Here is a 24,983-nt window from a genome sequence, read left to right as displayed (position 1 = left end):
GGGCGGGACCGGGCGACGCGGCTCGCGCTGCCCGGGGCGGGGACCCGCTCAGAGCAGCGTGACCCAGTAGTCCCAGAAGGACACGCCCACCAGGGCGGCGACCGCGGCCAGGGTCACCACGACCAGCAGCACCCGGAAGTCGACGACCGCTCGCGCCACGGGCCGCAGCGGCGCGGGCACGGGCAGCAGCCCGCGGTCCAGGCCGTCGGCCAGCGACACCCAGAAGGTCGTGATCACCACGACCCACACCACCGTGCAGTACGGGCACAGGGCGTGGATGGTGAACAGCGCCTGCTCGACGAGCCAGCCGACGAGGACGAGCCCCAGCCCCAGCCCCAGCAGCAAGCCGCGCTCCACCCACCGCGGCAGCTCGGTGCCCGACAGCAGCAGCACGCCGAGCGTGGTGGTCACCGCGAAGGCGCCGATGCCGATCAGGGGGTTGGGGAAGCCGAAAACCTCCGCCTGGGCGCTCTCCATGACCGTCTGGCAGGAGATGAAGGGGTTGACGCTGCAGCTGGGCCGGTAACCGGGCTCGGTCGCCAGCCGGAAGCGCTCGACGGTCAGGACCATCGAGGCCAGGAGGCCGATCGCTCCGCCGAGGGCGAGCAGCAGGCCCCGGGCGCGCCGGGAGACCGGCAGGTGGGACAGGTGCTCCCCGTCGTGCTCGTCCTCGTGCCGCCGCGCCGCCGCGGTGGTGCCGGCCATCGCTCCTCCGTGCTGGTCCGCTGCGCACCCGGCGGGTGCCGGGCGTCCTCACAGCATCCTCGGCGCACCTGGGAGCTCGCTGGACGGGCCGGAGGTCCCGTCCCGGGCCGGGGACGGCGGTAGGTTCGCCGGGTGCCCACCCCCTCCTCCCCCGCGTCCTCCTCCGCACCGGCGCCCGCCGCCCGGCTCCGCTACGACGACGACCTGCGCCTGGCGCACGTCGTGGCCGACCAGGTGGACGGCGTGACGATGGACCGCTTCCGGGCGCTGGACCTGGCGGTGGACACCAAGCCGGACCTGACGCCGGTCACCGACGCCGACCGCACCGCCGAGGAGCTGATCCGCTCCTCGCTCAAGCGCACCCGCCCGCGCGACGCGGTGCTGGGCGAGGAGTTCGGCCTGGTGGGGCACGGGCCCCGGCAGTGGGTGGTGGACCCGATCGACGGCACGAAGAACTTCGTGCGGGGGGTGCCGGTGTGGGCGACCCTCATCGCCCTGCTGGACGACGGCGAGCCCGTGGTGGGGCTGGTCTCCGCGCCGGCGCTGCAGCGGCGCTGGTGGGCGTCGAAGGGCTCGGGCGCGTGGACGGGGCGCAGCCTGTCGACGGCGACGCGCATCTCCGTCAGCGGCGTCACCGACCTCGCCGACGCCTCCTTCGCGTACTCCTCGCTCACCGGCTGGGAGGGGACCGGCAGCCTGGAGGGGTTCCTGCAGCTGTCGCGCACGGTGTGGCGCACCCGCGGCTACGGCGACTTCTGGTCGTACATGCTGCTCGCGGAGGGCGCGGTGGACATCGCCGCCGAGCCGGAGCTGGCGCTGCACGACATGGCCGCGCTGGTGCCGATCGTGACCGAGGCCGGGGGGCGCTTCACCTCCCGCGCGGGCGTGGACGGCCCGCACGGCGGGAACGCGGTGGTCACCAACGGCCACCTGCACGCCGCGGCCCTGGAGCACCTGGGTCTGCCCGAGCAGCCGCCCGCGCCGTGAGCGCACCGGCGGTGGTCACCGACCCGCGCGAGCGCCGGCTGATCGCGTGGGAGGTCGTCGCCGTCTTCGCCGTCTCGCTCGGCATGAGCGGCGTGCGGGCGCTGGTGCGGTTCGTCGGGCTGGTGACGGCGCCGGAGGCGCTGAACGCGCAGACGTCCACGGTGCTGGGCAGCTACGCGCCGGACCGTCCGTGGCTGGACCTGGCGCTGCAGCTCGTGGCGATCGCCTCCGGCCTGGCGCCGGTGCTGCTGGTGGCGTACCTCCTGGCGCGGGGCGGGGAATCGCTGCGCACGCTGGGGGTGGACGGGCGCAGGCCGGGCCGCGACCTGCTGGGCGGGCTGGGCCTGGCGGCCCTGATCGGCGGCTGCGGGCTGGTGCTGTACGTGGGCGCGCGCGCGGCGGGCCTGAACACGAACGTGGCGGCCTCGACGCTGCCGGACGTGTGGTGGGCCGTGCCGGTCTCGGTGCTGGCGGCCGCGGAGAACGGCCTCCTCGAGGAGGTGCTCGTCGCCGGCTACCTGCTGCACCGGCTGTCGCAGCTGGGGGTGCGGTGGCTGCCGGCGCTGGTGGTCAGCGCCGTGCTGCGCGGTTCGTACCACCTGTACCAGGGGCTGGGCGGGTTCGTCGGCAACGTGGCGATGGGCCTGGTCTTCGGCTGGGTGTACCAGCGCTGGGGCCGGGCGATGCCTCTGGTGGTCGCACACACCCTGATCGACGTGGTCGCCTTCATCGGGTACGCGCTGCTGGTGGGGAAGGTGAGCTGGCTGCCCGGGTGAGCAGCCGCACACCTTCCGCAGCCGGGGCTGCACCGGACGGGTGAAGGGTTGTGAGGGCTCCGTGCGGATGGGCGCGCAGCGCGCTCCCGCGCTGCCGCCGTCGGCGGGCTGACCTAGCGTGGAGGGGGTCCGACGGACGCCGACGTCCCCGTCACCGATCCCCGGGAGCCGCCCGCAGTGCCTTCGTCCCTCGCCTCCGCCCTGCCCTCGATCAGCCACTCGGTGTGGCTGACCCTCGCCGTGGCCGCCGCCTCCGCCGTCGTCGCCGTCCTGATCGGCGAGCTGGCGGCCTTCGCGGTGCGACGGCTGGGCCGTCGCCGCCCCATCCTCGTCACGCTCGGGCGCCGGGTGCGCAGACCGCTGGCCGGGCTGCTGGCGGTCGTCGCGGTGCTCGTGTCGCTGGACATCTACACCGGCGCCGCGGACTGGCGGCCACCGACGTTCTTCGTGCTGAAGCTGATGACGGTGGCGTTCGTGGCGTGGCTGGCGGTGGTCGCGGCGAACGCCGTGCAGGACGTGGTGCTGCGCCGCTACCGCATCGACGTGGAGGACAACCGGCGCGCGCGCCAGCGGCGCACGCAGGTGACGCTGCTCAAGCGGGTCGTGGTCGCGCTCATCGTCGTGCTCGCCGCCGCGTCGATGCTGCTGACGATCCCGGGGGCGCGGGCCGCGGGTGCGAGCGTGCTGGCCTCGGCCGGTCTGCTGTCGGTGGTGGCCGGCCTGGCGGCGCAGACGGCCTTGGCGAACGTGTTCGCGGGCCTGCAGATCGCCTTCACCGACGGCATCCGCGTCGACGACGTCGTGGTCATCGACGGTGAGTGGGGCAACATCGAGGACATCACGCTGACGTACGTGGTGGTGCGGGTGTGGGACCAGCGTCGGCTGATCCTGCCGTCCACCTACTTCACGACCACGCCCTTCGAGAACTGGACGCGCAACTCCGCCGACGTCATCGGCACCGTCGAGTTCGACGTCGACTGGCGCGTGCCGGTGGAGGCCGTGCGCGCGCACGCGGAGCGGTTCGTGCACGCGCACCCGCTGTGGAACGCCAAGGCCTTCGGCCTGCAGGTGCTCGACGCGAAGAACTCGTTCGTGACGTTCCGGGTGCTGGTGAGCGCGAACTCCGGCGGGCAGCTGTTCGACCTGCGGTGCGCGGTGCGCGAGGAGCTCGTGGGCCTGCTGCAGCGCGAGCACCCGCAGGCGCTGCCGAGGGTGCGGGTGGAGACCGGCGGCGGCACCGCGCTGCCCCGGCAGGCTCCCCGCGAGGGTGCGCAGGACGGGTCGCAGGGGTTCACCCGCGACCGGCCGGACGGCGTCACGGCCGACCGGGGCGCCTCGCGGCGCTGAACGGTTCGCGGAGCGTCCGCGAACCGCTGCGCGGCTGACTACCAGACGGACGCGACAGCTCGATGAAAGTGTGATGCGAAGCACAGCGCCACAAGGGGGAGGTGCGGTCAAGTCGAGGCGGGTGCCTGGACGAAGAACAGGCACGTGCCCCTCGACGCCCTCATCTCCTCGCTCGGTCTGCTCGCCGCCGCCGTCGGCATCGCCACCGGCGTCCCCCAGCTCCTGCGCCTGCTGCGCTCCCCCGACGCCAGCGGCCTGTCCTTCTCCTCCTCGGTGCTCGGGGTGCTCGGGGCCGGCACCTGGCTGACCTACGGCCTGCTGCTGATGGACCCCGCCCAGCTGGTGGCCAACGTGCCCGGCCTGGCGTGCGCCGCCGCCACCGTCGTGCTCGCCGCCCGCCGCCTGGGCGTGCCGCTGAGGCGCGCCAACGCCGCCGTCGCCGCCTGGGTGCCCGTCGTCGCCGTCGCGCACGTGGCGGGGGGCGCCACGCTCGTCGGCGCGGTCGCCACCGCCGTCTCCCTGGTCCGGATGGTGCCGCAGGTGCGCACCGCCTTCGGCAGCGGCTCGCTGGCGGGGCTGGCCCCCGGCACGTACGTGCTCACGCAGCTGTCGGCGACGCTGTGGACCGTGTACGGCGCGACCACCGGCCAGCCGTCGGTCGTCGTGTGCTCGGTGGTCTCCGTCCTGCTGGCCGGCGTGGTGCTCTCTCGCCGCCTGCCCCCGCGCCACGTGGTGCGGGCCCTGCACGCCGGCCGCTTCGGGCTGCCGGGTCAGCTGCTGGTGCGCCCGCTGGTGGCGCTGGCGCGCCCGGCGGTGGCGCTGGCCGTCTGAGCGGCGACCTCCAGCTCGGCGGCCACGGCCTCGGCGAGGGGGCGCGCCCCCTCGCGCAGGGCGGCACCCGCCGCGGTCGGGTGCAGCACCACCCTGCGGCGGTCGGCGGGGTCGGCCGCCCGGTACACCGCGCCGGTCTCCACGAGGGCGTCGACGGCGCGGGTCGCGGTGGCCGGGGCCATCACGAGCGCGTCGGCGACGTCCGACATCGAGGCGCCGGGGGCCGCCACCACGTGCTCCAGCACCCGCCAGCGGTCCACCGTCAGGCCGTGCCCCCGCAGGGCGCCGGCGAGGCGGTCCTGCGCCAGGGCGGCCAGCCGCAGGGTGCTCAGCACGTCCGATGCGCTCACGCGGGGCTCCGTCCACCGGGGACCCGCGCCGGGGCGGGTGTGGGATCGTGCCCAGCATGGCAGAGCGCCCCCACCCCGCGCCGGGCGCGTACCGCGTGGCGCTGCTGCTGCCGCGACGGGGGCCCTCGGGGATGTTCGGGCCGGCCTGCCGCGCGGCGGCCGAGCTCGCCGCCGCCGAGGTCGACCGGGACGGCGGCGTCGGCGGGCGGCCCGTGGAGCTGGTGGACGTGGACGCGGGCGCGGAGCCGGCGGCCGTCGCCGGCGAGGTGGCCGCCCTGCTGGCCGCCGGTGCCGTCGACGCCGTCAGCGGCTGGCACCTGTCCACGGTCCGGCGCGCCGTGGCCCCCGTCGTGGCGGGCCGGGTGCCGTACGTGTACGCCACCGCCTACGAGGGCGGTGAGCGCCACGACGGCGTCCTGTGCAGCGGCGAGCTGCCCGGTGAGCAGGTGGTCGCCGCGCTGGAGTGGCTGCGCGGCGCGGCGGGCCTACGCCACTGGTTCGTGGTCGGGGACGACTACGTCTGGCCCCGCGCCACGGCCCGCCGCGTCGCACGGGCGCTGTCCGCCGCCGGGACCGGGCTGCGCGGCAGCCGGTTCGTGCCCCTCGGGTGCCGGGACGAGGGGACGTGGCGCTCCGCCGTGGCCGACTGCGCGCGCAGCGGCGCGGACGGGGTGCTGATGCTGCTGGTCGGCACCGACGGGGTCCGCTTCAACCGGGCGTTCGCGGCCGCGGGCCTGGACGCGGCGATGGCGCGGTTCAGCCCGTTCATGGACGAGACGATGCTGCTGGCCAGCGGCCCGGACGCCACCCGGGGCCTGTTCGCCTCGGCGGGCTGGTTCGCCGGGCTGCCCGGCGCCTCGGCGGCGGAGTTCTCCCGGGGCTTCGCCACCGCCTTCGACCTGCTGGCGGGCACCGGCCCGGCGGGCCCGACGCCCGCGCCGGGGACGATGGCGGAGGCGACGTACTCGGCGCTGCGCCTGCTGGCGGGCCTGGGTGGCGGGGACCGCCCGCAGGTGTCGGACGTGCGGCGCGCCCTGGCCGGGGCGGCCTGGGACTCCCCGCACGGGACGGTGCGGCTCAGCCGCGGGGTCGTCGGCCACCCGGTGCACGTGGCGCTCGCCGACGGGGTGGGTTTCGACGTGCTGGCCAGGGTGAGCGGCGCCGGGGACGTCCCGCGCGCCTGAGCGCGGGCCCGGCCGGGCGCCCTCCGGGCAGGTGTGTTTCCGGCGTGTTTCACGATCGTAAAAAGCTCTCTCCGACCCCCCGCGGGGTTTGCCGCGCCCGCCGGCGGGCCCCTAGCGTCGCAGTCCTTCCACATGGAAGCTTCCCCGTCGAGAGGCCCGCGATGAGCCAGCACGCCCCGGGCGCCACCCCGCCCACCGGCACGAGCACCGGCACCGGCACCGTTCCCCGCCGGAGCGCGGCGGCGTCGGAGACGCTGGAGGACTACACCCTCCGCTTCGCGCCGCGCAGCTACCGCCGCTGGACGCCGGGCGTCGTCGCGACGTCGGCCCTCGGCGGGATCGCCTACCTCGCCGACTTCTCCATCGGCGCGAACATCGGCATCGCCCACGGCACGGTCAACGCGCTGCTCGGCATCGCGCTGGCCGCCGTGGTCATCTTCGTCAGCGGTTTCCCGCTGGCCTACTACGCCGCCCGCTACAACATCGACCTGGACCTCATCACCCGCGGGTCGGGTTTCGGGTACTACGGCTCGGTGCTGACGAACGTCATCTTCGCCACGTTCACGTTCATCTTCTTCGCCCTCGAGGGCTCCATCATGGCCCAGGGGCTGTACCTGGGCCTGGGCGTGCCGCTGTGGGCCGGGTACGCGGTCTCCACGATCATCGTCATCCCGCTGGTCGTCTACGGCATGAAGGTGCTCTCGGCCCTGCAGGTGTGGACGACGCCGCTGTGGCTGGTGCTCATGGTGATCCCGTTCGCCTACCTGGTCATCGCCAACCCCGATTCCGTGGGCGGGTTCTTCGCCTACACCGGCGCCGACGGCAGCGGCTCGCAGGTCAGCGCGGCCTCGGTGCTGCTCGCGGCCGGCGTCTGCCTGTCCCTCATGGCGCAGATCGCCGAGCAGATCGACTACCTGCGGTTCATGCCACCGCGCACCGCGGAGAACAGCCGGCGCTGGTGGACGGCCGTGGTGATGGCCGGGCCCGGCTGGGTCGTCTTCGGCGCGATCAAGCAGGCCGTCGGGCTGTTCATCGCCGTGTACCTCATCGCCACGCTGGACCCGCAGGCCTCGGCCACCGCCAACGAGCCCGTGCACCAGTTCCTCGGCGTGTACGAGGAGATGATGCCCGGCTGGCTGGCCATGACCCTGGCCGTCGTCCTCGTCGTCATCAGCCAGATCAAGATCAACGTGACGAACGCCTACTCGGGTTCGCTGGCGTGGACGAACTCCTTCACCCGCGTCACGAAGCGCTACCCCGGCCGCATGGTGTTCGTCGTCGTGAACCTCGTCATCGCGCTGACGCTGATGGAGGCGAACATGTTCGACTTCCTCAACACCATCCTCGGGTTCTACGCCAACTGCGCGATGGCGTGGGTCATCACGGTCGCCACCGACATCGTCGTCAACAAGCACCTGCTGGGCATCTCCCCGAAGGTGCCGGAGTTCCGCCGCGGCATGCTGTACGCCGTGAACCCCGTCGGGTTCGCCTCGGTGCTGCTGTCCGCGGGCCTGTCGATCGCCGTGTTCTTCGGCGCCTTCGGCCCCGGCATCCAGCCCTACTCCCCCGTCGTCGCGATCGCGCTGGCCGTCGTCTGCCCGCCCGTCCTGGCGATCGCCACCCGGGGCCGGTACTACCTGCGCCGCGACGACGACGGCCTGGCGCTGCCGATGTTCGACGCCGACGGCAACCCCTCCGGCGAGGTGCTCACGTGCCACGTGTGCCGGCAGGACTACGAGCGCCCCGACCTCACCGCGTGCGCCACGCACGACGACGTCGTGTGCTCGCTGTGCCTGAGCACCGACAAGGTCGCCGACCACGTGCTGCCCGCCCGCTCGTGACGGAGCGGCTCGTGGGAGGGTTCCGGGCGTGCACCTGAGCCCGGCGGACACCGAGAAGCTGCTGATGGCGGTCGCGGGCATGGTCGCCCGCGACCGCCTGTCGCGCGGCGTGAAGCTGAACCACCCCGAGGCCGTGGCGCTGCTGAGCTGCTGGGTCGTCGAGCGTGCCCGGGAGGGTGCGCTGGTGACCGAGCTCATGGAGTCGGGCCGCCGCGTGCTGACCCGCGCCCAGGTGATGCCCGGCGTCGCGGAGATGCTGCACGACGTGCAGGTCGAGGCGACGTTCCCCGACGGCCGCAAGCTCGTCACCCTGCACGACCCGATCGGCGCCGGGGACGAGGGCACCCCCGCGGACGACACCCCCACCGGCACCTCCCCCGCCGGGGCCGTCCCCGGCGAGGTGCGGGTGCGCCCGGGCACGATCGCGCTGAACGCCGACCGCGGCGACGGCGAGCGGCTGGAGCTGGTGGTGGAGAACACCGGCGACCGCCCCGTGCAGATCGGCTCGCACCTGCACCTGCCCGACGCCAACCCCGGGCTGCGGTTCGACCGCGCCGCCGCCCGCGGCTTCCGCCTCGACGTCCCCTCGGGCACGTCGGTGCGCTTCGAGCCGGGCGTCTCGCGCACCGTGGGCGCCGTCGCGCTGCGCGGCGCGCGGCGCGTGCCGGGCCTGCACGCCGACCGTTCGGACCTCGGAGAAGGCGGTTCCCTCGATGGCTGAGATGGACCGCGCCGCGTACGCGGCGCTGTACGGGCCGACCACCGGCGACCAGGTCCGCCTGGGCGACACCGACCTGTGGATCGAGGTGGAGGCCGACCTGACCGCCGGCGGCGAGGAGGCCGTGTTCGGCGGCGGGAAGTCGATCCGCGAGTCCATGGCCCAGGGCACCACGACCCGTGCGCAGGGCGCGCCGGACACGGTCGTCACCAACGCCGTCGTCCTCGACCACACCGGCGTCTTCCGCGCCGACGTCGGGATCCGGGACGGGCGCATCTGCGGCATCGGCCGCGCCGGGAACCCGGACGTCGCCGACGGCGTGCACCCCGCGCTGCGGATCGGTCCGTCCACCGACGTGGTCTCCGGCGAGGGAAGGATCCTCACCGCCGGCGGCATCGACACGCACGTCCACCTCATCTCCCCCTCGCAGGTGCACGAGGCGCTGGCTGCGGGCCTGACGACCATCGCCGGCGGGGGCACCGGCCCCAGCGAGGGTTCCAAGGCCACCACCGTCACCCCCGGCGCGTGGCACCTGGCCCACGCGCACCGCGCCCTGGACGCCCTGCCCGTCAACGTGCTGCTGCTGGGCAAGGGGAACACCGTCAGCGCGGCGGGCCTGGCCGAGCAGGCCCTGGCCGGCGCCGGCGGGTACAAGGTCCACGAGGACTGGGGCTCCACGCCCGCCGCGATCGACGCCGCGCTGCGCGCCGCGGAGGAGTTCGGGCTGCAGGTCGCCCTGCACTCGGACTCCCTCAACGAGGCCGGGTACGTCGACTCCACGATCGCCGCGATCGGGGGCCGCTCGATCCACGCCTTCCACACCGAGGGCGCCGGCGGCGGGCACGCCCCCGACGTCATCACCGTCGCCGGGCTGCCGAACGTGATCCCCGGCTCGACGAACCCGACGCTGCCGCACACGGTGAACACCGTCCCCGAGCACCTCGACATGCTCCTGGTGTGCCACCACCTGAACCCGCGGGTGCCCGAGGACCTCGCGTTCGCCGAGTCCCGCATCCGGGCCACGACGATCGCGGCCGAGGACGTGCTGCACGACCTGGGCGCGCTGTCCATCACGAGTTCCGACGCGCAGGCGATGGGCCGCATCGGCGAGGTGATCACCCGCACCTGGCAGGTCGCGCACGTCATGAAGGACCGCCGCGGGCGGCTGGGCGAGAACTCCCCCGCGGACAACGAGCGCGCCCGCCGCTACGTCGCCAAGTACACGATCAACCCCGCGATCGCGCACGGCATCGACCACCTCGTCGGTTCCGTGGAGGTCGGCAAGACGGCCGACCTCGTGCTGTGGGACCCGGCGTTCTTCGGGGTGCGGCCCTCGGTGGTCCTCAAGGGCGGTGCGCTCGTGGTGGGGGCCCTGGGCGACCCGAACGCCTCCATCCCCACCCCGCAGCCGGTGCTGCTGCGCCCGGCGCTGATGCACCCGAACGGCGCGGACGTCTCCGTCAGCTTCGTGGCCCCCGCCGCCCTCGACGACGGCCTGGCCGGCCGCCTCGGCCTGCGCCGACGGCTGGAACCCGTGCGCGACACCCGCGCGGTCGGCAAGGCGCAGATGGTCCACAACGACGCCCTGCCGGACATCCGGGTGGACCCCGAGACGTTCGCCATCACCGTCGACGGGGAGCTGATCCTGCCCGCCCCGGCCGCGGAACTGCCGCTGGCGCAGCGCTACCAGCTGTTCTGATGCCGAAGCCCTCCCCCGACCTCGTGCTGGCGCTGCTGGCCGACGCCCGCCTGCCCGTGGGCGGGCACACCCAGTCCGCCGGCCTGGAACCCGCGGTGGTGCACAGCGGCCTGACCGCCGCGGACGTGCCCGCGTTCCTGAGCGGGCGGCTGGCGACGGTCGTCGCCGTCGAGGCCGGCACGGCGGTCGTCGCGCGCCATCGCGCCCTCACCGGCGGTGCGCTCGGCGACGTCGAGGAGGCGTGGGCGGCGCGCACCCCCAGCGCCCCGCTGCGCCAGGCCTCCCGCACGCTCGGCCGCGGCTACCTGCGCCTGGCGCAGCGGCTGTGGCCCGGCCGGGGACCGCTGCCGGAGCTGGGCCGCACGCCCCCGCGCCCGCTCGTCCTGGGTGTGGTGGCCGCCCTGGCCGGGCTGGACGCCGGCCGTCTGGTGCGCCTGTGCGGGCACGAGGACGCCGCGGCGCTCGGGGCCGCGGCCCTCAAGCTCGACCCGCTGGACCCGGCGGACACCGTCGCGTGGACGCTGGCGGCCCACCCCGGGATCGAGGAGCTCGCGAGACGGCTGGCACCGCTGACCGAACCCGAGGAGATCCCCGCCGGCAGCGCCCCGCTGGTGGAAGAACTGTCCCTGCTGCACGCCCGCACCACCCAGCGCCTGTTCCAGGCGTGAACCCCGCCGCTCGAACCCCGACCCAGCACCACCGGAGGAACCCCGTGCCCCACCCCGCCCCCACCCGCTCGCTGCGCCTCGGCGTGGCCGGCCCCGTCGGCACCGGCAAGAGCTCCCTCATCGCGCTGCTGTGCCGGGAACTGTCCACGTCGCTGCGCATCGGTGTGATTACCAACGACATCTACACCGACGAGGACGCCCGCTTCCTGCGCTCCGCCGGCGTCATCGACCCGGAGCGGGTGCGCGCGGTGGAGACCGGCGCCTGCCCGCACACCGCCATCCGCGACGACGTCACCGCGAACCTGCTGGCGGTGGAGGACCTGGAGGCCGACTTCGACCCGCTGGACCTGGTGCTCGTGGAGTCCGGCGGCGACAACCTCACCGCCACGTTCTCCCCGGCCCTCGTCGACGCGCAGGTCTTCGTCCTCGACGTGGCCGGCGGGGGTGACGTCGCCCGCAAGGGCGGCCCCGGCATCGCCCGCGCCGACCTGCTGGTGCTGAACAAGACCGACCTCGCCCCGCACGTCGGCGTGGACGTGCCGCGCATGCTGTCCGACGCGCTCGCCGCCCGCGGGCACCGCGACGACCGCCCGGTGGTGGCGCTCTCGCGCACCGACCGCGCCTCGATCGAGCAGCTCACCGCGTGGCTGCGGGGCGTCCTGGCGGAGTTCCGCGCCGGGCGGCACGAACCCCGCGACCCCGGCCCGATGGCGCCGCACTCGCACGCCGACGGCACCGCGCACACCCACCCGCACGAGCACGACGGCGCGCACGAGCACCTGCCGGCGTGACGCGCGTCCACCTGCACCCCGGTGGGCGCCTCGACCTGGCCACCGGGGCCCTCGCCCCCCGTCTGCTCTCGCGCTCCCGGGGCGGAGCGCGGGTGGCGCTGGTGGGGGCCCGGGCGCTGCTGCTCGCCGGTGACGACGTCACCCTCGACGTCGTCGTCGGCGTCGGCTGCGCGCTGGAACTGGTGGAGGTCGCCGGCACGGTCGCCTTCGACCAGCGCGGCGGCCCGGCCGCGTCCTGGTGCGTGCGGGTGCGGCTCGGTGAGGGCGCACGCCTGACCTGGCACGGCGAACCGTTCGTCGTCGCGGACGGCGCCACCGCCGAGCGGCGCACCGACGTGGACCTGGCCCGGGGCGCGGTGGCGCTGCTGCGCGAGACCCTCGTGCTGGGCCGCACGGGCGAGCGCGGCGGGGCCCTGCTGGCCCGCACCCGGGCGCACCTGGACGGTCGCCCCCTGCTGGTGGAGGACCTCGACCTGCGCGACGCGGCGCTGCGCGCCTCCCCTGCCGTCCTCGGCACCGCGCGGTGCCTGGACACCGTCACGCTCCTGGGCGCCCGCCCGGCCGGTGAGGAACCGGACGCGCTGCACCTGCAGGGCCCGGGAGCCCTGGCGCGCTCGCTCACGGCCGACGCCCACGCCAGCGGCCTGGGCACCACCTGGCGCGGCTGGCTGGCGCAGCTCGCACCCGGACGCGGCGGGGACGAGGACCGCCACCCGGACCGCGCCGGGTCGGCCACGAGACCCGGGTGAGCGCCCGGGTCTCGCCTCAGCCGACCGGAACGGGACGGTGGGCCCGGACCGCGTCGGCGTACGCGGCGGCGCTGGGCTTCGGGGTGCGCTCGAACGTCTCCCGGTCGACCGCCACCAGGCCCAGCTTGGGGCCGTAGCCGAAGATCCACTCGAAGTTGTCCAGCAGGGTCCAGTGGCAGTACCCCAGCACCGGGGTGCCGGCGCGCAGTTCCTCGCCGAGGTGCTCGAGCGCTGCGGGGACGAAGGCGGCGCGCTGGGCGTCGTCGTCGGTCTGCAGGCCGTGCTCGGTGACGAGCACGGGAACGCCGGAGACCCGGTGCGCGTAGCGGACCGCCCCGGCGAGGGAGGCGGGTTCGATGACGGTGCCCATGCCGTTGCGGGGACCGTCGGGCAGCACCTCGCCCTCGGGTCCGTGCACCACGCGCTCGTAGTTCTGCACGCCGATGAAGTCGTCCTCGCGCGCCACGTGCAGCCAGTGGTCGTACACGGCGGCGCGCCTGGCGTCGCGGTGCGCCTGGCCGCCGGGGAGCGCGACCTCGTCGGCGATGGCGATCGAGACGCCGACGGGCAGGTCCGGGCGCAGGGCCTTGACGGCCGCGCGCGCCGTCCGGTGGGCGCGGGTCGTCGCCTCCTGGAACGCGTCCTGCGCGTCGGAGGGGATGACGTTGGCGGCGAAGTACCGCTCCGTGCCCGCGGCACGGGCGGCGGCGGCGAGCATGTCGCGCTTGAGCTGCTCGGCCTGCGGGGGCAGCTTGCCGCCGGCCTGCAGCAACTGCTCCAGGTTCGGCTCGTTCAGGGTGACGGCGGAGGTGATCCGGTCGCCCAGGCGGGCCGTGACGCGCTCGCACTGCGCAGCGAACCGGTCCGCGGCGTCGTCGGCCAGCCAGGAGCCCGCGGCGGAGAACCAGTGCGGGGCCGTGAAGTGGTTGAAGGTGACCACGGGTGCCAGGCCGCGTTCGAGGCAGCCGTCGACCAGGCGCTCGTAGTGGTCCAGCGCGGAGCCGTCCACCTCGCCGCGCACCGGTTCCACCCGCGCCCACTCCACCGAGAAGCGGTAGGCGTTCAAGCCCATCCCGGCGACCAGGTCGAGGTCCTGCGGCCACATCTGCAGGGTGCGGCAGGCCGGGCCGCTGGGCTCGGCGAAGAGCGTGGGGACGGTGTTCTCCAGGAACCAGGTGTCGCTGTGGACGTTGTCGCCCTCGCCCTGGTGCCCGGCGGTGGCCACGCCCCACAGGAAGTCGTCGGGGAACGGGTGGGTCATGTCGTGCTCTCCTCGGTGGGGTTTCTGGTGGTGAGCCGGTCAGCGGGCGCCGCGGATGAACATGATCAGCGCACCGCCGACGACTGCGCACAGGGCGCCGGCCGAGAACAGGGCGGCGTAGTTGCCACCGCCACCGATCGCGAGCAGCGCGGGGGCCGCGGCGGCGACGAGGGTGACCGGCAGGTTGTCGGCCACCTTGATCAGGGCCAGGTCCTTGGCCGGGTTCTGCGGGTCGGGCAGCACCCGGGTGGCCAGGGCCAGTTCCACGGCGAAGTAGACGCCCTGGCCGAGGGCGATGACGGCGCAGGCGACGAGGTACGACGGCAGGCTCGTGGCGCGGGTGGCCACGACGAGGCCGGCGGCCAGGACGAGAGCGGCCACGAGGATGAACGGACGGCGGACGTTCAGGCGGTCGCTGAGCTTGCCGACGGCCGGGGCGACGAGCAGGGAGAGTCCGCAGTTCACCACGACCGTCAGCAGGATCGCCCTGCCGAGCTGCGCCGGCTCGAGGTGCAGGTGCTGCAGCAGGTAGAGCGCCTGGAAGCCGTTGAGGGCGGCCACGCCGCAGAAGACGAGCAGGCGGCTGCTGAAGACGAGCGCGAAGTCGGGGAAGCGCAGCGGGTTGACCCAGAAGATCCCGATGACCTCACGCAGGTGCAGCGGCGTGCGGGGTCGGGTCGACGGCTGCTCGCGCAGGACGGCGGCCAGCAGGAGCATCGCGACGACGGCCAACGCGGTCGGGACCGCGACGATGGGGGCCAGGTCCCCGCCGAACGGCTGCGCCACGGCCATGCCAAGCAGGGCGCCCATCGGGGTGGCCAGGCTGAGGAACGCGGCGGCCGGCCCCCGCCGATCGGCCGGCAGCCGGTCGGCGAGCAGTGCCGTCGTCGTCACGCCGGCCGCGATGAACCCGAGCGTGATGAGCAGGTGCGCCGCCACGAACAGCGGCACGTTCGGTGCGGTGACCAGCAGCGTGCCGCCCAGGGCGAAGGACGCCGCTCCGGAGACGAGGTAGGGCCGACGGCGGCCGAAGCGTGAGCGCGAGCGGTCGCTGAGCGTCCCGATCGTCGGCAGGGCGAAGAGGGTGAGGATCCCGGCGATGCCGCTGGACAGGGAGATGATCGTCGCCGCTCCGGCGGCGTCGAGCGCGGTGGCCTTCAGGGTCAGCGTCAGCAGGGCTGCGGACATCTGGGCCGCGCCCGCGCCGACCGCGGCGAGCACCAGGAGCGGGACGAACCCGCGCGGCAGCGGGGCGGTGGGGGCGGTGCCCCCCGAGGGCGGCGTGAGCAGGGGCGACGTGCTGAGCGGTGCCGCGTCGAAGGCGTGCGGCGCCGCGGTGGCGGAGTCGGAGGACGGGTCCATGGGCTTCCTCGCCTGATGGGGCCGCCTCGCGGCGGCCGGTGTCGACGTTGACCTCCCCGGAGCGGGGATGGGAGGACGGTAAAGCCAAAACCTGAAAGGGTCAATGTTTTGGACTGTGGGCTGCTAGCGTGCGGGCATGGCCGGACCCCGCGGCGAGTACCGCAAGAGCGCGGAGCGCCGTCAGCAGATCCTCGACGCCGCCTTCTCGGTCTTCGCCCGCAGCGGCTACACCGGCACGTCCGTCAACGAGATCGCCCGCGCGGTCGGGATGACCCAGACGGGTGTCCTGCACCACTTCTCCGGCGGCAAGATGGCGCTGCTGCGGGCGGTGCTCGAGCAGCGCGACGTGCGGGCCGAGCACCTGCTGGCCGGTCGCTGCGGCCGCGACTTCCTGGCCGGGCTCGTCGAGATCTCCCGGATCCAGGCCGGCCAGCGCGGTGTCGTGCAGCTCTACACCGTCCTGTCCGCGGAGGCGACCGACCCCGACCACCCCGCCCGCGAGTACTTCACCAAGCGGTTCGAGCGCATCGCCGACGCGGTCACCACCGCCTTCGCCGAGGAGGACGCCGCAGGCGGCCTCCTCGACGACGTCGACCCCCGCCGCGCCGCGCTGAGTTCGATCGCCATGACGGAGGGCCTGGAGCTGTTGTGGCTCAACGGGCTGGACGTCGACATGGCTGAGGACATCCGCCGCCACATCAGCGGCTTCCTCCGCACCCCCCTCTGAGGTTCCCGCGCCGGCGTCGTCGCCGGCGGGACCCGCACCGGCACCAGGAGCACCGTGAGCACCAGCGCCCAACCCGTCACCGCCCAACCCGTCACCGCCCGACCCGTCACCGTCCGGCCCGTCACCGTCGAGCACCACCGCGAGCCCCTCGGCATCGGGCAGGAGAGCCCGCGCCTGTCCTGGGTCGTCGACACCGACGTGCCCGGCTGGGTGCAGCGCGCCCACGAGATCGAGGTGAGCGACCCCGACCACCCGGGCGAGCCGCTGCGCACCGGCCGCGTCGACGGGTGCGAGCAGGTGCTCGTGCCCTGGCCCGCCGCACCGCTGGGCAGCCGCGAGCGCCGCTCGGTGCGCGTGCGCGTGTGGGGCCAGGAGGGCGGGCCCACGGCGTGGAGCGCGCCCACCGTGCTGGAGACCGGGCTGCTGGACGCGGGCCTCTGGAGCTCGCGGATGGTCGCCCCGGCGCTGCCGCCGACGGGCGAGGGCGGCGAGCCCGCGGTCCTGCTGCGCGGCGAGGCCGACGTCCGCGGCGGCGTGGTGCGCGCCCGCCTGCGCGCCACCGCCCACGGCGTGATGACGCTGCACCTGAACGGCGCGCCGGTGGGGGAGGACGTGCTGCACCCGGGGTGGACGAGCTACGCCACCCGCCTGCGGTACAGCACCTGGGACGTCACGGACCTCGTGCGTGAAGGCCGCAACGCCCTCGGCGCGCACCTGGCCGACGGCTGGTGGCGCGGCCACCTCGGTTTCGCCGGCCTGCGCGACGTCTACGGCGCGACGACGGCGGCCCTGGTCCAGCTCGAGGTCGAGCACGCCGACGGCACCCGCACGGTCGTGGGGACCGACGCCTCGTGGCGCTCCACGCTCGGGCCCGTCACGCGCGCCGACCTCTACATGGGCGAGACCTTCGACGCGCGGCGGCGTCTGGAGGGCTGGAGCACGCCCGGTTTCGACGACGCCGGCTGGGACGCCGTGACGGTCGAGCCCTTCGACACCTCCACGCTCGTCGCCCCCGACGGCCCGCCCGTGCGCCGGCAGGGGGTGGTCCGGGCCGTGGCGATCACCACCTCGCCCTCGGGCCGCACGATCGTCGACTTCGGCCAGAACCTCGTGGGTCGCCTGCGCCTGCACGTCCCGGCCGGCGAACCCGGCCGGGTCGTCACCCTGCGCCACGCCGAGGTGCTCGAGCACGGGGAGCTCGGCGTGCGCCCGCTGCGGGCCGCGCGGGCGACCGACGAGGTCGTCCTGGACGGCCGGGAGTTCACCTGGGAACCGGAGTTCACCCTCCACGGTTTCCGGTACGCCGAGGTCGACGGCTGGCCGGGCGGGCTCACGGCGGACTCCCTCGAAGCCGTCGTCGTGCACACCGACCTGCGCCGTCTCGGGGAGTTCGAGTGCTCCGACCCGCTGTTGACGCGCCTGCACGAGAACGTCCTGTGGAGCATGCGCGGGAACTTCGTCGACGTCCCCACCGACTGCCCGCAGCGCGACGAGCGACTCGGCTGGACCGGCGACCTGCAGGTGTTCGCGCCGACGGCGGCCTACCTGTACGACACCGCCGGCATGCTCACCGGCTGGCTCGCCGACCTCGCGGCCGACCAGCACCCCGACGGGAACGTCCCGGTCTACGTGCCGTGGGCCGACGTCGACCCGGACCTGCCGCCGCTGGGCGCGGAAGCCGGCTGGGGCGACGCCGCGACCGTGGTGCCCTGGACGGTGTACGAGCGCTCGGGGGACGCGGGCGTCCTGCGCCGGCAGTGGGGTTCCATGACCGCCTGGGTCGACGCGCTCTCCTCCCGCGCCGGTCACGCGCTGGACTTCGCCAGCGGCGGTTTCTCCTTCGGGGACTGGCTCGACGCCGCCGCACCCGACGACCAGCCGTGGGCGGCCCGTCTTCCGTGGCAGGCCGTCGCGACGGCATACCTCGCCCGGTCCGCCCAGATCGTGCGGGACGCCGCGGGAGTGCTGGGTGAGACCGCCGCGCAGCAGCGCTACGGCGACCTCGCCGACCGCGTCGCCGCGCGCTACCGCACCGAGTACGTCACCCCCAGCGGCCGGGCGGCCTTCCCCTCCCAGACCGCCTACGCGCTGGGCCTGGCCTTCGGCCTCCTGCGCCCGGACCAGCGCGAGCGAGCGGGCGAACTGCTGGCCGAGCAGGTCGCCGCCGACGGGTACCACGTCGGTTCCGGTTTCCTCGGCACGCCCCTGGTCTGCGACGCCCTCGCCGACACCGGCAACGGCGCCACCGCGTGGCGCCTGCTGCTGCAGACGCAGTGCCCGTCGTGGCTGTATCCGGTGACGATGGGCGCCACCACGATCTGGGAGCGCTGGAACTCCATGCTCCCGGACGGCTCGATCAACCCCGGCACCATGACGTCGTTCAACCACTACGCGCTCGGCGCCGTGGCGGACTTCCTGCACCGGCGCGTCGGCGGCCTGGCACCCGCGGCGCCGGGCTACCGCCGGCTGCGCGTCGCGCCGCTGCCGCACCCGGCGCTGACCCGGGCGCGGACCGCGCACGAGACCCCGTACGGGCGGGCCGCCGCGTCGTGGACGCTCGACGGCGGGGAGTTCACCCTGGAGGTCACGGTGCCTCCGTCGACGGAGGCGGACGTGCACCTGCCGGACGGGTCCGACCCGGTCACCGTCGCCGCGGGCGTCCACCGCTTCACCTGCACGGTGACGGAGGGTGTCGCCGCCGAGGCCCCCGCAGCCTTCGCCGGGGCGTAGGCGCCGCGCTCCACCGGGCCCCGGGTCGCGCGGGGGCGCCGGCCCCGGGCCCGCCGGGCCGGGGCGGCGGGCGCGTGCGAGGCTCGGGCGGTGGACGGGCACGCACGCAGCGGCCACCAGCCCACGCGCACCGACCGCCTGGAGCAGGCGGTGGCCCGCGACAGCCCGGCGTGCATCTGGTGCGGGCGGGAGCTGACCGGCCTGGTGCGGGCGACCACCGACCACCTGGTGCCGCGGGTCAAGGGCGGGCCGTCGTGGCTGGAGAACGAGGCCGCGGCGTGCCGGCGCTGCAACGGCGAACGCGGGCACGCCTCCCCCGTGGACTGGCTGCTGGAGTGCCGTGGGCGCGGCTGGCCGGCCGATCCGGCGTGGCTGCGCCGGCGGCTGGAGGAGCTGGACGCGGCCATCGCCGCCCGCGGCGGCCAGCGCCGCGCCCGCCCCTACGTGCAGGCGCAGCTGCGCCGGGTGCGCCGCCTGGCCGACGCGGCGTGAGCGACGCACCCGGTGGCAGCAGGTGCGCTCAGCGCAGGAACCACTCCCCCGGCTCGGCGAGGCGGTCCACGTCGGCCGGGCCCCACGTGCCCTCGGCGTACGGCAGCACCGCGGGGCGGTCGTCGGAGAACCGCTCGATCGCCCGCCACGCCGCGCGCAGGCCCTCGACGCCGGTGAACAGCGAGCGGTCGCCGGTCAGGACGTGGTCGATGAGGTGCGCGTACGGCAGCGCCGGCGCGGTCCCCTCGAACCCGTCCAGCGGCAGGCTCGCGGTGCCCTGGACCGTGCCGCCGGCCACGCCGGGCCGGCGCACCGCGACCCGCACGTCCAGGGAGCCGCCCTCCAGCAGGGAGAAGCTCACGGCCGTCGGCTCGCCGCCCGGCGCCCCACCCGCGTAGGGGCCCTCGGCCGGCGGCCTGAGCACCAGGGTGATGCGCTGCTCGTCGGCGGCCATCTTCTTGCCGCTGCGCAGCAGGAACGGCACGCCCTCCCAGCGCTCGTCGTCGACCCACAGCCGCGCCGCGGCCAGGGTGTCGGTCGTGGAACCGTCGGCGACGCCCTCGATGCCCGTGTACCCCTCGAACTGCCCGAGCACCACCTCGGCCGGGTCCAGCTCGCGGAAGCGCTGCAGCGCAGCGTCCCTGGCGGCCTGCACGGTCTCCGGGCGCAGGTCCGCGGGCGGTTCCATCGCCACCGTCGCGGCGAGCTGGAACAGGTGGGTGACGATCATGTCGAGGAAGGCGCCGGTGGCGTCGTAGAAGTCGGCGCGCTGGGCGACGTCGAGGGTCTCGGCGATGTCGATCTGCACCTGGGCGACGTGCTCGCGGTTCCAGATCCCCGCCAGCCAGGGGTTCGCCAGCCGGGCGTGGATGAGGTCCTGGGCCGCCTCGAACGCCAGGAAGTGGTCGATGCGGAAGACCTGCTCCTCGGCGAAGACGCGCTGCACCTCCGCGTCCAGCTCCTCGAAGCTCGCCAGCGACGTGCCGTACGGCTTCTCGTAGACGACGCGGGCGCCGTCGGCCAGGCCGTGCGCGCCGAACGCCTTCGTGACGTCCAGGAAGGCGCCCGGCGGGATCGCCAGGTAGTGCACGAGCTGCACGTCGCCCTCGGCACCGTCCCCGCCCGCGCCGAGCTGCTCGCGGGCCTCGGCCAGCACGTCGAGCAGGGTGCCGGGGTCGTCGGCGCTGAAGCCGCCGCCGGCGAAGAGCAGGTGCTCGGCGAAGTCGTCCCAGGGGCCCTCGGAGGGCTGCGGGCCGAACTCCTCCAGGGCCTCCCTGACGTACTGCCGGAACTCGTCGTGGGTCATCTCGCCGCGGCTGCTGCCCACGATCCGCCACTGCTCGGGCAGCCGCCCGAGGGCGGCGAGCTGGAAGAACGCGGGCATCACCAGCCGGCGCGACAGGTCGCCGGTCGCGCCGAACATGACGAACACCGTGGGCTTGTCGTCCCGCTGCGCGTGCTGGGGGGACTGCGCTGTCTCGGTCACGGGTCAGACGCTATTGCCTGCGGCGGCCCGGCGCCGGGTAGGGTGCGGCTCGTGACCACCACGACGCCCTCCGCGCGCCCGGGCTCCCGCCCGCGCGTGCTGAGCGGTGCGTGGTGGTGGGTGTCGGCGGTCGCCTGACGCTCCCACGTCCCGGTGGCCGCCTCGTCGAGGAGGCCCACCACCCGGGGCGGCCCCCTCGACGGCGCCGGTCACGCCAGCCCCACCGAGGAGGAACCCCCCGTGCCGCACCCCGACCCCGCCGGGCTCGTCGCCGGCCTGCTGCGCGGCGACGCGCCGTTCGCGCTGCTGCGCCGCCTGGACCCCCGCACCGGCGAGCCCGGCCCCGTCGAGGTGCTGCGCGGGCCCGTCACGACCGTCGAGCACCTCGCGGACGTCCCGCTGCCCGGGGGCGCGCCGGGCTCGGCGACGGCGGACGCCCTGGCGCTGGTGCCGTTCCGGCAGCTGCGCGAGCGCGGCTTCGAGGTGCACGACGACGGCACCCCCCTGCAGGTGCTGCACGTGGAGCACGCCGAGGAGCTGGCGCTGGAGGAGGCCCTGCGGGTGCTGCCCGACGAGGAGGTCCCGCTGCGCGACGTGGCACCGGACCTGTCCGACGAGGACTACGCCGACGTGGTGCGCCGCATCATCGACGGGGAGATCGCGCAGGGCTCGGGCGCGAACTTCGTCATCCGCCGCGACGTGGACGGCGTCGTCGACGGTTTCACCGCCGCCACCGCGCTGAGCCTGTTCCGCCGGCTGCTGGTGGCCGAGCAGGGCGCGTACTGGACGTTCGTGGTGCACGTGCCCGGTGAGGGCGGCACCTCCCGCACGCTCGTGGGCGCCAGCCCCGAGGTGCACGTGCGGATGGCCCGCGGCGAGGTCGTCATGAACCCCATCTCCGGCACCTACCGCTACCCGGCCCCCGGCCCGGACGCCGACGGCCTGGTGGAGTTCCTCGCCGACCCCAAGGAGGTCGAGGAGCTGTTCATGGTGGTCGACGAGGAGCTGAAGATGATGTGCTCCGTCGGCGACCTGGGCGGCACGGTCCACGGCCCGTACCTGCGGGAGATGGCGAACCTGGCGCACACCGAGTTCGAGCTGCGCGGGCGCTCCACGCTGGACGCGCGGGAGGTGCTGCGGCAGACGATGTTCGCCGCCACCGTGACCGGCAGCCCCCTGCAGAGCGCGTGCCGCGTCATCAAGCGGTTCGAGCCGTCGGGGCGCGCCTACTACGCCGGGGCGCTGGCGCTGCTGGGCCGCGACGCCGACGGTGCGCAGACCCTGGACTCCCCCATCCTCATCCGCACCGCCGACGTGCGCACCGACGGCTCCGGCACCGGCCGGGTGCGGGTGTCGGTGGGCGCCACGCTCGTGCGCGGTTCCACCCCCGAGGGCGAGGTCGCCGAGACGCACGCGAAGTCCGCGGGCGTGCTGCGCGCCCTGGGCGCCCTGCCGCCGCTGCCGCGCCGCGAGGACACCGGGGCGGGCGCCCCGGCCCGGCGGGTCCCGCTGATCGCCGACCCGCGGGTGGCGACCCTGCTGGCCGCCCGCCGCGACCGGCTGGCGCGGTTCTGGCTGGAACCGCAGCGGCAGCCTGAGGGCGCACCGCTGGGCGAGGCGCTCGTGGTGGACGCCGAGGACACCTTCACCGCGATGCTCGTGCACCTGCTGGCCTCGGCGGGCCTGCGCGCACGGGTGCTGCGCCACGACGACCCGGGGCTGGACGCCGCGCTCGCCGCCCACCGCGGTCTGGTCGTCCTGGGCCCCGGCCCCGGCGACCCGGAGGACGCCGGCGATCCGCGCATCGCCCGGCTGCAGGAGCTGGCCCGCGGCCTCAGCGCCTCGGCGCGCAGCGGCGGCAACCCGCTGCTGGGCGTGTGCCTGGGCCACCAGCTGCTCGCCGGCACGCTGGGCCTGCCGCTGCGCCGCAAGGACGCCCCCCACCAGGGCACCCAGCTGGAGGTCGACCTGTTCGGCCGGCGCGCCACCGTGGGGTTCTACAACTCCTTCACCGCGCGCGTGGACGCCGACGCCGCCCGGCGGCTGGCCGCGCAGGGCACGGAGGTCTCGACCGGCCCCGCCGACGAGGTGGTGGCCCTGCGCGGCGAGGGCTTCGCCGGCATCCAGTTCCACCCCGAGTCCGTGCTGACCCTGGAGGGACCGGACCTGCTGCGCTCCCTCGTGGAGCCGCTCGCCGGGCGCTGAGCGGGCACCGGGTGGGCGCGCCACCCGGCGCGCCTGCTTCCCAGCGCCCACCGGCCTCGGCACAGTGGGCGCCGGAGAGCCCGGGACGGACCCGGGCTCCCCGGCGGGACGGGAGCGACGTGGACGACTGCTGGCACACCTTCAGCCCCCACGACCGGCGGCGCGCCGCCGCGAGCGGCCCGGCCCGGCCCGATGCCCGGGTGCTGTCGCCGTGCCTGGACTGCGGGCGCGTCGTGGACCTGTTGACCCCGCCGCCCAGCCCGCAGGGCACGGCGCTGTTCGACCTGGCCGACCCGTCCCGCTGACCGGCTCCCGGTGCGGCCTGCGCCGGCCGCGGCAGGCGCAGGCCGCACGCACGGGCAGCACCGGGTGCCGCGTCAGTTCGACGAGGAGCTCTGCTCGCTCGCCCGTCGCATGCCGGCCTGGTGGTCCAGGCGGCGCAGCAGCTTGGCGGCGAGGTCCTCCACCGGCCAGCACCGCAGCGCCCCACCGGCGCGCACGGCGGCGCTCAGCGCCGTGGTCAGCACCGGCTCGGCCGGGCCGGCGCCCACCGCCGACAGCACCCGGCGCAGCGGCGACGGCAACCCGGCCAGCGGGTCAGCCGCTTCGACGAGGTCGGGGTAGCGCTCGGCGAGCACGACGCGCCCGGCCCCCTGGCGGCGCGCGTCGGCGCGGAACTGCGCCAGGGTGCGGCTGTGGGCGTGGCGCGAGGCCAGCGCCGGGTCGTACACCCCCGACAGCCCCGCACGCAGGCAGCGCAGGCCGAACTCCCGGTCGCCGTGCCGCAGCGCGGTGAAGGTGCCGTCGCCCTGCAGCCCCACGCGCAGCGCGTCGGCGCGGCGCAGGGACACGTTGCCCATCCACAGCCGGCGCAGCACCTCCTGACCGCCCTCGCGCTGCCAGGCCGCCACGCAGCCGAGGTACTCCGCGGCGTAGAAGCGGGTGGCGAACTGCCCCGGGGCCCGCGGCTCCGGGACGGTCGTGGGCATGTGCCCGACCACCACCAGGTGCTCACCCTCCTCGAAGCTGCGCGCGTGACGACGGGCGTGGCCGCTGACCAGGCCCGGCTCGGCGACGACGTCGTCGTCGACGAAGAGGACCACCTCACCGGTGGCTGCGCGCAGCCCGGCGTCGTTGGCGCCGGTGGCCCCCGCACCGCGCACCTCCACCAGCTGCACCCGGGCGTCGCGCGCGGCCAGGGCTCGCACGTCGTCAGCGGTGCCGTCGTCGCCTCCCCGGCCGGGGTGGTCCACGACCACGACGAGCTGCGAGGTCGCCGGGTCCGCGAGCAGGGGCCGCAGGCACTCCGTCAGCGCCTGGCGACGGCGGTGCGTGGGCACCACCACGGTGACGCTCGGCAGCACCGCGCCGGCGCCGCCCTCGTCGGGCTCACCGGCGCGGGCCTCGGGACGGGGCTCGTCGGCGTGGGGCTCGGGGTGGGGTTGGAGGTGGGGCTCGTCGGGGACTTCGGCGTGTGAGCTGTGGTGGTGCACCGTTCGGCAACCTCGTTCGCTGGGGTCGGGCTCGGGCTCGGCCACGTGGGGGACGACCTGTTCGCACCTCGATCGCCGGGCGTGACGCCTCGAGGAGCTCCGGCAGGTCCACGTCGGTCCCCGGGGGGTGGTCGCAGCGACTCTACGGGTCACGTGCGGTCGCGGCGCGACGGTGAGGCACCGCGTGGCGCGCCCGCCACCCCGACGGTTCTCGGGCGGTTCTCAGGCCGGGTTCAGCTTCGACCCGGCCCGGGAACGACGAAGGCCCGGACCGTGCGGTCCGGGCCTTCACCTTCTGCGTAGCGGGGACAGGATTTGAACCTGCGACCTCTGGGTTATGAGCCCAGCGAGCTACCGAGCTGCTCCACCCCGCGTCGGTGAAACCAGGTTACGTCATCGCCACCGGAGGACCAAATCGGGGTGACGAGCCGAGGAGAGGGACTCACGAGCGGAGACGACGAAGGCCCGGACCGTGCGGTCCGGGCCTTCACCTTCTGCGTAGCGGGGACAGGATTTGAACCTGCGACCTCTGGGTTATGAGCCCAGCGAGCTACCGAGCTGCTCCACCCCGCGTCGGTGAA

Annotated in this window: 22 protein-coding genes and 2 tRNA genes; 16 read left to right on the top strand and 8 right to left on the bottom strand. The window is 75.2% G+C overall.

Going from position 1 to position 24,983, the window contains the following annotated elements; genetic code table 11:
- Positions 1-48: 48 nt before the first annotated feature.
- A complete protein-coding gene (locus ACRYR8_RS10225) occupies positions 49-705 on the bottom strand; it encodes a vitamin K epoxide reductase family protein (RefSeq protein WP_432484120.1) in 657 nt (218 codons plus the stop codon).
- A gap of 132 nt (positions 706-837) precedes the next feature.
- Here ACRYR8_RS10225 and hisN point away from each other — a divergent pair, with 132 nt between their 5' ends.
- The 4 genes from hisN to ACRYR8_RS10205 all read left to right on the top strand — a co-directional run bounded on the left by hisN (position 838) and on the right by ACRYR8_RS10205 (position 4,646).
- The gene (gene hisN, locus ACRYR8_RS10220; RefSeq protein ID WP_432484122.1) at positions 838-1,692 is read left to right on the top strand and encodes a histidinol-phosphatase; all 855 of its coding nucleotides are present in this window, start codon (positions 838-840) and stop codon (positions 1,690-1,692) included.
- The gene (locus ACRYR8_RS10215) at positions 1,689-2,468 is read left to right on the top strand and encodes a CPBP family intramembrane glutamic endopeptidase (protein ID WP_432484124.1); all 780 of its coding nucleotides are present in this window, start codon (positions 1,689-1,691) and stop codon (positions 2,466-2,468) included. The genes hisN and ACRYR8_RS10215 overlap by 4 nt, the downstream gene beginning before the upstream one ends.
- A 177-nt stretch (positions 2,469-2,645) precedes the next feature.
- On the top strand, positions 2,646-3,815 hold the full coding sequence (locus ACRYR8_RS10210; protein WP_432484126.1) for a mechanosensitive ion channel family protein: 1,170 nt from the start codon (positions 2,646-2,648) through the stop codon (positions 3,813-3,815).
- A 144-nt stretch (positions 3,816-3,959) separates the two neighbouring features.
- Positions 3,960-4,646, top strand: coding sequence for a SemiSWEET family transporter (locus tag ACRYR8_RS10205; RefSeq protein WP_432484128.1), 687 nt, complete (start codon positions 3,960-3,962; stop codon positions 4,644-4,646).
- Here ACRYR8_RS10205 and ACRYR8_RS10200 read toward each other — a convergent pair.
- Entirely contained in the window at positions 4,586-4,996 is a 411-nt protein-coding gene (locus ACRYR8_RS10200) for a MarR family winged helix-turn-helix transcriptional regulator (protein WP_432484130.1), read from the bottom strand. The two genes, ACRYR8_RS10205 and ACRYR8_RS10200, sit on opposite strands and share 61 nt — an antisense overlap.
- A 56-nt stretch (positions 4,997-5,052) precedes the next feature.
- On the opposite strand from ACRYR8_RS10200, the gene ACRYR8_RS10195 reads away from it, so the two are divergent.
- From ACRYR8_RS10195 to ACRYR8_RS10165, 7 genes are all read left to right on the top strand, one after another.
- Positions 5,053-6,180 carry an ABC transporter substrate-binding protein gene (locus ACRYR8_RS10195; protein ID WP_432484132.1) on the top strand — a complete coding sequence of 376 codons (1,128 nt, stop codon included), beginning with the start codon at positions 5,053-5,055 and terminating at the stop codon, positions 6,178-6,180.
- A 161-nt stretch (positions 6,181-6,341) separates the two neighbouring features.
- Complete coding sequence (locus ACRYR8_RS10190) at positions 6,342-8,021, top strand: purine-cytosine permease family protein (protein WP_432484134.1); 1,680 nt, start codon at positions 6,342-6,344, stop codon at positions 8,019-8,021.
- Positions 8,022-8,049: 28 nt separating this feature from the next.
- Positions 8,050-8,742: an urease subunit gamma gene (locus ACRYR8_RS10185; RefSeq protein ID WP_432484136.1), complete on the top strand. Its 693-nt coding sequence runs from the start codon at positions 8,050-8,052 to the stop codon at positions 8,740-8,742.
- On the top strand, positions 8,735-10,438 hold the full coding sequence (locus ACRYR8_RS10180) for an urease subunit alpha (protein ID WP_432484138.1): 1,704 nt from the start codon (positions 8,735-8,737) through the stop codon (positions 10,436-10,438). Before ACRYR8_RS10185 ends, ACRYR8_RS10180 begins: the two co-directional genes overlap by 8 nt.
- Entirely contained in the window at positions 10,438-11,106 is a 669-nt protein-coding gene (locus ACRYR8_RS10175) for an urease accessory protein UreF (protein WP_432484140.1), read from the top strand. The genes ACRYR8_RS10180 and ACRYR8_RS10175 overlap by 1 nt, the downstream gene beginning before the upstream one ends.
- A 44-nt stretch (positions 11,107-11,150) precedes the next feature.
- On the top strand, positions 11,151-11,897 hold the full coding sequence (ureG, locus tag ACRYR8_RS10170; RefSeq protein ID WP_432484142.1) for an urease accessory protein UreG: 747 nt from the start codon (positions 11,151-11,153) through the stop codon (positions 11,895-11,897).
- On the top strand, positions 11,894-12,646 hold the full coding sequence (locus tag ACRYR8_RS10165) for an urease accessory protein UreD (protein WP_432484144.1): 753 nt from the start codon (positions 11,894-11,896) through the stop codon (positions 12,644-12,646). The genes ureG and ACRYR8_RS10165 overlap by 4 nt, the downstream gene beginning before the upstream one ends.
- Positions 12,647-12,662: 16 nt before the next feature.
- Here the strand turns inward: ACRYR8_RS10165 and ACRYR8_RS10160 are convergent, their stop codons facing one another.
- Both ACRYR8_RS10160 and ACRYR8_RS10155 read right to left on the bottom strand, forming a co-directional pair.
- Positions 12,663-13,907 (bottom strand): family 1 glycosylhydrolase, encoded by a 1,245-nt coding sequence (locus tag ACRYR8_RS10160; RefSeq protein ID WP_432484146.1) that lies wholly within the window; start codon positions 13,905-13,907, stop codon positions 12,663-12,665.
- Between the two features lie 39 nt (positions 13,908-13,946).
- Entirely contained in the window at positions 13,947-15,269 is a 1,323-nt protein-coding gene (locus tag ACRYR8_RS10155) for an MFS transporter (RefSeq protein WP_432484148.1), read from the bottom strand.
- A 136-nt stretch (positions 15,270-15,405) separates the two neighbouring features.
- On the opposite strand from ACRYR8_RS10155, the gene ACRYR8_RS10150 reads away from it, so the two are divergent.
- The 3 genes from ACRYR8_RS10150 to ACRYR8_RS10140 all read left to right on the top strand — a co-directional run bounded on the left by ACRYR8_RS10150 (position 15,406) and on the right by ACRYR8_RS10140 (position 19,218).
- Positions 15,406-15,996, top strand: coding sequence for a TetR/AcrR family transcriptional regulator (locus tag ACRYR8_RS10150; RefSeq protein ID WP_432484150.1), 591 nt, complete (start codon positions 15,406-15,408; stop codon positions 15,994-15,996).
- A gap of 54 nt (positions 15,997-16,050) precedes the next feature.
- Complete coding sequence (locus ACRYR8_RS10145; protein WP_432484152.1) at positions 16,051-18,726, top strand: alpha-L-rhamnosidase; 2,676 nt, start codon at positions 16,051-16,053, stop codon at positions 18,724-18,726.
- A gap of 90 nt (positions 18,727-18,816) precedes the next feature.
- Entirely contained in the window at positions 18,817-19,218 is a 402-nt protein-coding gene (locus ACRYR8_RS10140; protein ID WP_432484154.1) for an HNH endonuclease, read from the top strand.
- Between the two features lie 28 nt (positions 19,219-19,246).
- On the opposite strand, the gene ACRYR8_RS10135 is transcribed toward ACRYR8_RS10140, so the two are convergent.
- Entirely contained in the window at positions 19,247-20,704 is a 1,458-nt protein-coding gene (locus tag ACRYR8_RS10135; RefSeq protein WP_432484156.1) for a glucose-6-phosphate dehydrogenase, read from the bottom strand.
- Between the two features lie 240 nt (positions 20,705-20,944).
- Between ACRYR8_RS10135 and ACRYR8_RS10130 the strand changes: the two genes are divergently transcribed.
- Together ACRYR8_RS10130 and ACRYR8_RS10125 are read left to right on the top strand one after the other, a co-directional pair.
- Positions 20,945-22,909, top strand: a complete 1,965-nt coding sequence (locus ACRYR8_RS10130) for an anthranilate synthase family protein (RefSeq protein ID WP_432484158.1) — start codon at positions 20,945-20,947, stop codon at positions 22,907-22,909.
- A gap of 119 nt (positions 22,910-23,028) precedes the next feature.
- Complete coding sequence (locus ACRYR8_RS10125; RefSeq protein WP_432484160.1) at positions 23,029-23,214, top strand: hypothetical protein; 186 nt, start codon at positions 23,029-23,031, stop codon at positions 23,212-23,214.
- Positions 23,215-23,286: 72 nt separating this feature from the next.
- On the opposite strand, the gene ACRYR8_RS10120 is transcribed toward ACRYR8_RS10125, so the two are convergent.
- From ACRYR8_RS10120 to ACRYR8_RS10110, 3 genes are all read right to left on the bottom strand, one after another.
- Positions 23,287-24,402 carry a glycosyltransferase family 2 protein gene (locus ACRYR8_RS10120; RefSeq protein ID WP_432484162.1) on the bottom strand — a complete coding sequence of 372 codons (1,116 nt, stop codon included), beginning with the start codon at positions 24,400-24,402 and terminating at the stop codon, positions 23,287-23,289.
- Between the two features lie 300 nt (positions 24,403-24,702).
- Positions 24,703-24,776 (bottom strand) — tRNA-Met (locus tag ACRYR8_RS10115).
- 125 nt (positions 24,777-24,901) lie between these two features.
- Positions 24,902-24,975, bottom strand: a tRNA-Met gene (locus ACRYR8_RS10110).
- Positions 24,976-24,983 lie beyond the last annotated feature (8 nt).

The sequence above is a fragment of the Kineococcus esterisolvens genome, assembly GCF_050871405.1.
In the GTDB taxonomy this organism is placed as follows: Bacteria; Actinomycetota; Actinomycetes; order Actinomycetales; family Kineococcaceae; genus Kineococcus.
The sequence above is the reverse complement of the archived record's forward strand: the minus strand, read 5'-3'. Positions and strand labels throughout refer to the sequence as shown.

Bases quoted from the DNA above. Each gene is read 5' to 3' on its own strand.
- ACRYR8_RS10225 (WP_432484120.1), bottom strand. From the start codon at position 705: ATGGCCGGCACCACCGCGGCGGCGCGGCGGCACGAGGACGAGCACGAC.
- ACRYR8_RS10195 (WP_432484132.1), top strand. From the start codon at position 5,053: ATGGCAGAGCGCCCCCACCCCGCGCCGGGCGCGTACCGCGTGGCGCTG.
- ACRYR8_RS10190 (WP_432484134.1), top strand. From the start codon at position 6,342: ATGAGCCAGCACGCCCCGGGCGCCACCCCGCCCACCGGCACGAGCACC.
- ACRYR8_RS10180 (WP_432484138.1), top strand. From the start codon at position 8,735: ATGGCTGAGATGGACCGCGCCGCGTACGCGGCGCTGTACGGGCCGACC.
- ACRYR8_RS10175 (WP_432484140.1), top strand. From the start codon at position 10,438: ATGCCGAAGCCCTCCCCCGACCTCGTGCTGGCGCTGCTGGCCGACGCC.
- ACRYR8_RS10160 (WP_432484146.1), bottom strand. From the start codon at position 13,907: ATGACCCACCCGTTCCCCGACGACTTCCTGTGGGGCGTGGCCACCGCC.
- ACRYR8_RS10155 (WP_432484148.1), bottom strand. From the start codon at position 15,269: ATGGACCCGTCCTCCGACTCCGCCACCGCGGCGCCGCACGCCTTCGAC.
- ACRYR8_RS10150 (WP_432484150.1), top strand. From the start codon at position 15,406: ATGGCCGGACCCCGCGGCGAGTACCGCAAGAGCGCGGAGCGCCGTCAG.